We start from the raw sequence: 2,160 nt of genomic DNA, 5'->3' as shown, positions 1-2,160 counted from the left end.
CTGTTCGACTACATCGAGGTCTTCTACAACCAGCAACGCATGCACTCGGCAATCGGCTACGCTGCGCCGGCTGAGTTCGAAAGAGCAGCGGCGTAGTCAACCTGTCCACCGAACCGGATCACGCCCACTGTCCGGACATTCAACGCTCCGGCCAGGAAGCGCTTCTGGTTGTTGCCCGGTGTCACCACCACCCGGCGCTGCCCCGGAAGACACCAGTCGTATCCCACCTTGGGGTTGAGATGGATGTCCACCTCATCCACGTGGAGCACGGGTTCTTCGGAGGGCTTGTGGGCATGCAGGCACTTCACCTCGTAGAGCCGGCGCCGACGCTTCCAGGCGGGCCAGGGACACTCGACGATGGGCCTGGCGGCCTTGCGCCGCGCGCCGAGCGAGGTGAGCGCGCGTCCCATGGTCGCCATGGACACCTGGGGCAGCCCCCGGCGCTCAAGCTCCAGGCACAGCAACTCCCGTGTCCAGGTGGGCCGGCACCAGCCCCAGTCCTCGGGCGTTCCCACCAGCACTGTGACGGACCGGGGTAATGGATCGCAAGCGGGTCACCCAAGGTGTTCGTAGCGGGGGCGGCCAAGCGGATCGCCCCAGGGTCGGCCAAGCGGACCTTGAGTCGGAGCAGTCGGGACGGCGGTCTGCTCACCCAGAAAACAGTTGGAAGAAACGCGGCTGGCAGGTGGGGTGAGCGCCTACCCGGCCCGTCATCCCGTGCATCCTCGCGAGTCCACGAGCACCGCCCCCGCGGTGCGCCCAGGGACGCGCGCGGATGAGCTACCGGAGAGTCGACATGGACAGGTTGAGAGAGTTGGTGCGGTTGCACCGCATGGGGACGGGTGCGCGCGAAGTGGCCCGGCTGTTGGGCATGAGGCCGAATACGGAGAGGGCATATCGCGCGGCGCTCGTGGCGGGTGGTGTCCTGGAAGGACGCGCTGACGAGGTGCCTGAGCTGGAAGCGCTCAAGGCAGTGGTGCAGGAGCACCTGCCGTCCAAGGTGTCACCGCAGCAGACCTCCTCGCTGGTGCCCTGGCAGGGACGAGTCGAGACGCTGCTGGGCCAGGGACTGGGGCCTCGCGCCATTCACGACAGGCTCCGGCTGGAGGTAGAGGGCTTCGCGGCGAGCGCCTCGGCGGTGAAGCGCATGGTGCGACAGCTGCGCAAGGCGCGAGGTGTCCGGGCCGAGGACGTGGCCATCCCCGTCGTGACGGCGCCAGGAGAGGTGGCACAGGTGGACTTCGGCTACGTCGGCAAGCTGCTGTGCCCCAGGCAGAAGGTGGCGCGCAAGGCGTGGGTGTTTGTCCTGGTGCTGGCGCACAGCCGTTACCTGGTGGCCGACGTCGTCTTCGAGCAGTCGCTGCCGACATGGCTGCGGCTGCACGTGGACGCCTTCGAGCAGTTGGGCGGCGTGGTGGAGACGGTGGTACCGGACAACCTGAAGGCCGCCGTACTGCGCGCGGCATTCACCCCGGACGAGCCGTCCGCCCTCAATCGCAGCTACCGGGAGGTGGCTCGGCACTATGGCTTCAAGGTGGACCCGACACCGCCGTACGCACCCCAGAAGAAGGGCAAGGTGGAAGCGGGCGTCAAGTACGTCCAGTCCAACTTCTTCAAGGGCCGAGACGGCCAGGACGTCGACGTCGTCCGCGCGGACTTGAAGAAGTGGCTGACGGAGGTGGCCAACGTCCGGTGGCATGGGAAGACGGGCCGGCGCCCGGTGGACGTCTTCCGCGAGGAGGAGCTGCCCGCCCTGCGGCCCCTGCCCACCCGGCGCTTCACGCCTGTCGTCTGGAAGGCCACGCGCGTGCACCAGGACAGCCACGTCCTCTTCGACAGGCGCTTCTACTCGGTGCCCTGGCGCCTCGTCGGCAGCGACGTCTGGCTGCGCGTCACCGACGCCAGTCTCGAGGTGTACGCGGACGACGTGCGCGTCGCCACGCATGCCCGGCGCGGCACCGGCCTCTACACCACCCACGAGGAGCACCTTCCCCAGCACCGGGCAGACTTGCGTCACCGCAGTCGCGGCTACTTGTTGCGAGGCGAGCTGGTTGATGGACGAGCAATCCGCCTGGTTGATGGGCATCACCGAGCGCGAGCGTGAGCGAGCGCGCTCGGAGATGGGAGCGGCCTACTGATTGGCGGAGTCGGTGTCGAGCA

At 67.9% G+C, this 2,160-nt stretch carries 3 protein-coding genes; 2 read left to right on the top strand and 1 reads right to left on the bottom strand.

Annotated elements, in window-relative coordinates:
• The gene (locus tag G4D83_RS45120; protein ID WP_372241176.1) at window positions 1-96 is read left to right on the top strand and encodes an IS3 family transposase; all 96 of its coding nucleotides are present in this window, start codon (window positions 1-3) and stop codon (window positions 94-96) included.
• On the opposite strand, the gene G4D83_RS47390 is transcribed toward G4D83_RS45120, so the two are convergent.
• Window positions 57-419 carry a hypothetical protein gene (locus tag G4D83_RS47390; protein ID WP_420826710.1) on the bottom strand — a complete coding sequence of 121 codons (363 nt, stop codon included), beginning with the start codon at window positions 417-419 and terminating at the stop codon, window positions 57-59. The genes G4D83_RS45120 and G4D83_RS47390 overlap by 40 nt on opposite strands.
• A gap of 377 nt (window positions 420-796) precedes the next feature.
• On the opposite strand from G4D83_RS47390, the gene istA reads away from it, so the two are divergent.
• Complete coding sequence (gene istA / locus G4D83_RS45110; RefSeq protein WP_163871151.1) at window positions 797-2,104, top strand: IS21 family transposase; 1,308 nt, start codon at window positions 797-799, stop codon at window positions 2,102-2,104.
• Window positions 2,105-2,160 lie beyond the last annotated feature (56 nt).

It is taken from the genome of Myxococcus eversor, from assembly GCF_010894455.1.
GTDB classification, from domain to species: Bacteria; Myxococcota; Myxococcia; order Myxococcales; family Myxococcaceae; genus Myxococcus; species Myxococcus eversor.
Note: the sequence above shows the minus strand (reverse complement) of the source record. Positions and strands in the feature narration are given on the sequence as shown.

What these genes read in the sequence shown, in the direction of transcription:
- istA (WP_163871151.1), top strand. Translation starts at nt 797, where the DNA reads ATGGACAGGTTGAGAGAGTTGGTGCGGTTGCACCGCATGGGGACGGGT.
- G4D83_RS47390 (WP_420826710.1), bottom strand. Translation starts at nt 419, where the DNA reads ATGGCGACCATGGGACGCGCGCTCACCTCGCTCGGCGCGCGGCGCAAG.